We start from the raw sequence: 5,718 nt of genomic DNA on the forward strand, positions 1-5,718 counted from the left end.
CGGCCACTCCGGCCGCCGCACCGGCCAGCCGGGCCCGGCGGCCACGCGGGGCGCCGCCGTCCGGGCCGCTCACCACGATCAGGTCTGCGGTCACGGCTGCCCGTCCACCGGTATCCGTCGCGGCTGTCGGCGCCGCTGTCGCTGCAGCATGGGCTCCATACACCTCTCGCATCGTCGGGATCGTCACATCGCCGGTTCGTCGTCCGCCGGTTCACCGGTGCGTCGTCGCCGGATGGTCGGATCGCCGGGATCGTCATCAGGGGATCGGTCGGCGCGGGAGGGCCGACACCGGACGGCCCGCCTCGAAGGGCGGGCCGTCCGACATCAGGTGAAACGATCTTGCGGGGGCCGGGGTTACGGCCTGGCCGCGCTCAGGTGTCAGTGGCGGCCGTGGGCGATCTCGACGTTCTCCAGGACGCCGACCGCGTCCGGCACCAGGATCGCGGCCGAGTAGTAGGCGCTGACCAGGTAGGAAATGATCGCCTTCTCGCTGATGCCCATGAAGCGGACCGAGAGGCTGGGCTGGTACTCGTCCGGGATCCCGGTCTGGTGCAGGCCGATGACGCCCTGGTTGTCCTCGCCGGTCCGGATCACCAGGATGGAGCTGGTGTTCTCCTTGGTGATCGGGATCTTGCTGCACGGCAGGATCGGCACCCCGCGCCAGGCCGGCACCTGCTGCCCGCCGAGGTCGACATGGTGGGGGTAGAGTCCGCGCGCGTTCAGCTCACGACCGATGGCCGCGATGGCCCGCGGGTGGGCGAGCAGGTAGTCCGGGTCGCGGCGGCGGTTGAGCAGTTCGTCCAGGTCGTCCGGGGTGGGCGGGCCGGAGTGGGTCTGGATCCGCTGGTCGAAGTCGGCGTTGTTGAGCAGGCCGAACTCCGGGTTGTTGATGAGCTCGTACTCCTGGCGCTCGCGCAGCGCCTCGATGGTCAGCCGGAGCTGGTGCTCGGTCTGGTTCATCGGCTGGTTGTAGAGGTCGGCGACCCGGGTGTGGACCTTCAGCACGGTCTGGGCGACGCTCAGCTCGTACTCGCGCGGCTTCAGCTCGTAGTCCACGAAGGCGCCGGGCAGTTCGTACTCGCCCCGGTGGCCGGCCGACATGGCGATCTCGGCCTCACCGCGCTCGTTCTGGCGCTGGAGCGGCAGTTCGAGGAACTCGCGGATGTGCTCCTGGAGGGCGGGGGATCCGTCCCGGATGGCCTGGAAGTCGCGACGGGGCAGCGAGAGCACGGTGCCGGAGGTGGCCGTCTTGGCGGTGAACTCCCAGACGGCGTCGGCGTCGAGCACCGCCTGCTCGCCGAAGCGGTCGCCGTCGCCGAGGACGCCGACCACGGTCTCGTCGCCGTACTTGCCGGTGCCGATCTGGTTGATCTTGCCGTGGGCGATCAGGAAGATCCGGTCGGCGGCGTCGCCGCGCTCGGCCAGGACCTCGCCAGGGCCGAAGTCCCGCTGCTCGCAGCGGTCGGCCAGCGCGGTCAGCACGTCATCGTCGTCGAAGCCGCGCAGCAGGGCGAGTTCGCCCAGCTCGCGCGGGATGACCCGGACCTCCGAACCGGTCTTGATGAACTCGATCCGGCCGTCGCCCACGGTGTAGGTGAGGCGGCGGTTCACGCGGTAGGCGCCACCGGCGGCCTGCACCCAGGGCAGCACCTTGAGCAGCCAGCGGGAGGTGATCTCCTGCATCTGCGGTGCGGACTTGGTCGTGGTCGCGAGATTGCGGGCAGCGGCTGTGGTGAGGCTGGACTGCTGCAGGACCTGCTGTGTCTCCGGGCTGGTGTCCACCGGCATCGGCAGGGTCTCCTTCTCATCTGGTCAGGTCACGCCGATGAGCCCGACACAGAAGCTGTGTCGGATCGTCAGATAGGCGTCATGGTGGGGGTGTTGGCGATGCATCGCTCGGCACTCCGCCCTCTCGGACGGCCCACCGGGAACCCTAGATCACCGACAGCCGACCAGCCGCGAACGAACGCCGAGTGCCCCCCGATAGGGTGAATCTCGCGCATGCGGCGGTTGGAATCCGGCGACCCTCTCTAGACGGAACTTCGAATCTCCTGTGCATGCGAATCGCCCGCCTCTTGGCACGATCCCCTCCATCCGAACGGATCTGCGGAGCGGCCCGCGGCCCGGCGCCCGGACCGCGGGCCTTCGGCACACGCGTTCGACCGTCGAACGGGCGGGACTCAGACCAGGGCCGGCTCCCCCGCGAACCACGGCCGCCGCTCGAACGAGGCGGCCCGCAGCTGGTCGTACCAGGTGGCCTCCTCGTCGAAGCGGGCGAAGAACGGCACGCCCACCCGGTCCGGCTCGCGGGCCTGGAGGAAACGGCAGACGAAGACCCGCTCCCCCGCCACCTCGGCCACCCCGTCCACGCAGACCTTGCCCGGGCCGGCCGACATCACCGGCCCGCGCGCCGTCCGCTCCAGCCCGGACACCTGGCGGACGGCGTCCCGGTAGACCTCCACCGCACGGGCCAGCGGCACCTCGAAGTACGCGCTGGCGCCGGTGTCCCGCTCCACGAACAGGTAGTACGGCGCGATCCCGAGCCGCACCATGTCCCGCCACATCTCCGCCCAGACCGCCGGGTCGTCGTTGACGTGCCTGATCAGCGGCGCCTGGGCCCGGATCACCGCGCCGGTGGAGCGGATCCGGGCCACCGCCGCCCGGACCGCCTCGCCCGCCAGCTCGCGCGGGTGGCTGACGTGCGCCATCACGGCGACCTGCCGCCCGGCGGCCACGGCACGTTCGAACAGCCGGAGCAGGTCGTCGGCGTCGGGGTCGGTGGTGAAGCGGTGCGGCCACCAGGCGAGCGCCTTCGTCCCGATCCGGACGGTGCGCAGGTGCTCCAGGCCCGGCCCGAGCAACGGGTCGAGGTAGCCGGCCAGCCGGTCGGTCGACATGATCAGCGGATCTCCGCCGGTCAGCAGCACGTCGGAGACCTCGCGGTGGGCCCGCAGGTACTCCACCGCGGTGGCCGGGCCGGGCAGGCTCTGCCGCAGGCCGGGCTCGCCGACGAACTGCGCCCAGCGGAAGCAGTAGCCGCAGTAGGCGTGGCAGCTCTGGCCCTGGGCGGGGAAGAGCAGCACGGTCTCCCGGTACTTGTGCTGGAGCCCGGGCACCGGCCGGCCGTCCAGCTCCGGGACGTTCTCCTCCAACTGCCCGCCCGGGTGCGGGTTGAGCGCGCGCCGCGCCGCCGCGACCGCCTCGGCGAGCCGCTCGCGCGGGGCGCCGTCCTCGATCAGCCGGGAGATCCGGTCGAAGATCTCGGGCGGCAGCATGTCCCGGTGCGGGAAGGCCAGCCGGTACATCGGGTCGTCCGGCACCCGGCTCCAGTCGATCAGCTCCTCCAGCACGTGGTTGTTGACCTTGAACGGCAGGACGGCCGCGACCACGGCGATCTCGTGCCGCAGGCCGGCCGGTGCGTCGGCGAGCTGCGGCAGCCCGGCCAGCCGGTGCCCGGGCACCGCCCGCAGCTTCGGCCGCGGACCGGCTTCCGCACGGTCTACTACCGCGCGTTCAACTCCCGTGTGTTCACGGCTCGTTCGCACGACTTTCACCTTCCGCCCCGGCCGCACCCCACGGCCCTCGGGGCAGCCTAACCCCGGTCGGCGACGAACCGGCCGACGGCTTCGGTCCGGAGGAAGCGGAGCGGTCGTACCAGGACCACCCGGGCGTCCGAGCGCCCGGTCCGGTGGCGTGCGCCCGGGTCAGCCGGTGCGCCGGTGGCGGTGGCGCCGGTACCAGACCACGCCGACCACGCCGGAGAGCGTGAACAGGGCGATCGTGAGCACCGGCCATTGGCTCCCCGCCACCCGGATGTCGGCGACCGCGATCACGATCACTGCCGCCACCGGGACGAGCAGCGAGTACACGGCCCGGGCGGCGGCCGCGACGATGCCCGGGTCGGTCCGGGCACGGTGCTCCTCGGACCATTCGGCGGGGTCGCCACCGAAGTTGAAGGCGACGGCCCGGGCCGCGAGCTTGTTGGTGGCCCGGTGGTAGGAGAACCCCATGTACGGCAGCCAGACCAGCGGTACGACCATCCCGATCAGCAGGACCACCCCCACCAGCAGCCACTCGGCAGCCGTGCGCCAGCGCGAGGGCGGCGGGACCTCGTCCTCGCTGGTCAGACCGAGCAGGCGGGCCATCCGCCAGATGAGTGAGAAGAACCCGCGCCGGCGACTGCCGCTCCCGGAGGCCGGCGGGCCGGCCGCGAGCGCGCGCTCGGCCGCGTCGAGGTCCGGGTAGGCGCCCTGGAGCACCAGGATCTCGGCGGTCCGGGCGGGGGCGGTCGGATCCTTTCCGGCCAGGGCGGCGAGTTCGAGCATCAGCTGCCCCTGGGTGAGCAGGGCGGTGCAGAACGCGAACGGGGCCATCCAGAGGAACGGTCCGCCGATGAAGGCGCCCTCGGTCTCGCTCACCCGCCGCGCACGGTCGACGACCCGCCGGACCAGCTCGCTCCGCGGCGCGTCCGGGTACTCCGCCCGCAGCGCGGCGACCCGGCGGGCGGCGCGGGGCCCGCGGTGGCGGACACCGAACACGGCGAGCTCTTCGGGCATCCGGGACGGGTGCGTCCGGAGCGAGCGCATGAGTTCCGACACCGGGGGTTCCGGTGCGTCCGCTTCCTCTGCTGCCACGTCCGCCTCACCACCCCGCCGGCTGGGTCCGCCTCCTTCCTTGCAGACTAATTCGGCCGTCCCGTCCCCGCCCGGACGCGGGTTCCCCCGGGGGCGTCGCCCGGGGGAACCCGCCGGGCCCCCGGAGCGCGGGCGCCGCTCAGGCCACCTCGAAGCCCTGCCGGACCTCGTCGAAACGGCCGGCCGCCAAGTCCTCGTGGGTGATCCAGAAGGAGACGTTCACGCACTCGCCCCAGTCCACGTCGAGCGCCCGGTTCTCCACCTGGAGCAGCGGGCGGTGGCCGGCGGGACGCCCGGAGTCGGTGTCGCACCAGCCGAGCACCCGCACGTCCGGGCCGGGCAGGAGCTCGCGGAAGTCGGAGGCGAGGTCGAGGGCGATCATGAAGTCGTCCGGGAAGAGGTTCTCCAGCTCCCGGTCCTGGTAGGACGGTGCCGAGAGCCGCCACTGCGCCCCGACCGGGACGGCCGGAACCGCGGGCGTGGAAAGCTCGGTCTCCGGGGCGGGCCGGAGCGGCGCGCCGACGGGGACGTGCAGGACGCGGCAGCCGCGGCCGCTGAAGTCCGAGATCCACTCGTCGTGGAAGAAGAGCAGCAGCCCCTCGTCGGGCAGCGGCCAGTCGCCGCCGTCGCCGGTGGTGCGGAAGGCTTCCGCCAGACCGGCACAGTCGAGCTGGGCGAGGAACTGCATCGGGCGGCCGGCGAACTCCGGCCACGCGGTGCCCTCGGGCAGCGCGGGCAGTCCGCCCAGCCGGCCCGCCGACGGGGCGGCGGAGGCGTCCGCGTCGGGGACGAGCGGTTCGAGGGCGAGCGGTTCGAGGGCGAGCGAGGGGCGGAACAGCGCGCCGACCAGCGGCACGGTCTCCGCGTCCGCCCGGGCACTGATCGCCGCGTACACGGCGTAGGGCATCGGGAGCCCGACCGCGCCGGCGGTCTCGCTCGTGGTCACGGTCCAGGCCCACTCAGGGGCTTCGGGTGCGCCGGCGCGCGCGGGGTGACGGCGTCAGGGGTGTCAGCGAGGCCGTCAGAGGTGTCAGAAGGCCGCCCGGTGGGCTGATGGGTGCGGTCTGGAGGGCGTCAGGGCCGT

Annotated in this window: 4 protein-coding genes; all 4 read right to left on the reverse strand. The window is 72.8% G+C overall.

Going from position 1 to position 5,718, the window contains the following annotated elements; genetic code table 11:
• Positions 1 to 378 precede the first annotated feature (378 nt).
• Entirely contained in the window at positions 379 to 1,788 is a 1,410-nt protein-coding gene (locus ABZ885_RS34180) for a family 2B encapsulin nanocompartment shell protein (RefSeq protein ID WP_360197522.1), read from the reverse strand.
• A gap of 392 nt (positions 1,789 to 2,180) precedes the next feature.
• Positions 2,181 to 3,461 (reverse strand): lysine 2,3-aminomutase, encoded by a 1,281-nt coding sequence (locus ABZ885_RS34185; RefSeq protein WP_360197524.1) that lies wholly within the window; start codon positions 3,459 to 3,461, stop codon positions 2,181 to 2,183.
• Positions 3,462 to 3,704: 243 nt separating this feature from the next.
• A complete protein-coding gene (locus ABZ885_RS34190; protein WP_360197527.1) occupies positions 3,705 to 4,556 on the reverse strand; it encodes a hypothetical protein in 852 nt (283 codons plus the stop codon).
• A 217-nt stretch (positions 4,557 to 4,773) separates the two neighbouring features.
• Positions 4,774 to 5,580, reverse strand: coding sequence for a YwqG family protein (locus tag ABZ885_RS34195; protein ID WP_360197530.1), 807 nt, complete (start codon positions 5,578 to 5,580; stop codon positions 4,774 to 4,776).
• Positions 5,581 to 5,718 lie beyond the last annotated feature (138 nt).

Source organism: Kitasatospora sp. NPDC047058, from assembly GCF_040643935.1.
Lineage (GTDB): Bacteria > Actinomycetota > Actinomycetes > Streptomycetales > Streptomycetaceae > Kitasatospora.

Bases quoted from the DNA above. Each gene is read 5' to 3' on its own strand.
- ABZ885_RS34180 (WP_360197522.1), bottom strand. From the start codon at position 1,788: ATGCCGGTGGACACCAGCCCGGAGACACAGCAGGTCCTGCAGCAGTCC.
- ABZ885_RS34190 (WP_360197527.1), bottom strand. From the start codon at position 4,556: ATGCCCGAAGAGCTCGCCGTGTTCGGTGTCCGCCACCGCGGGCCCCGC.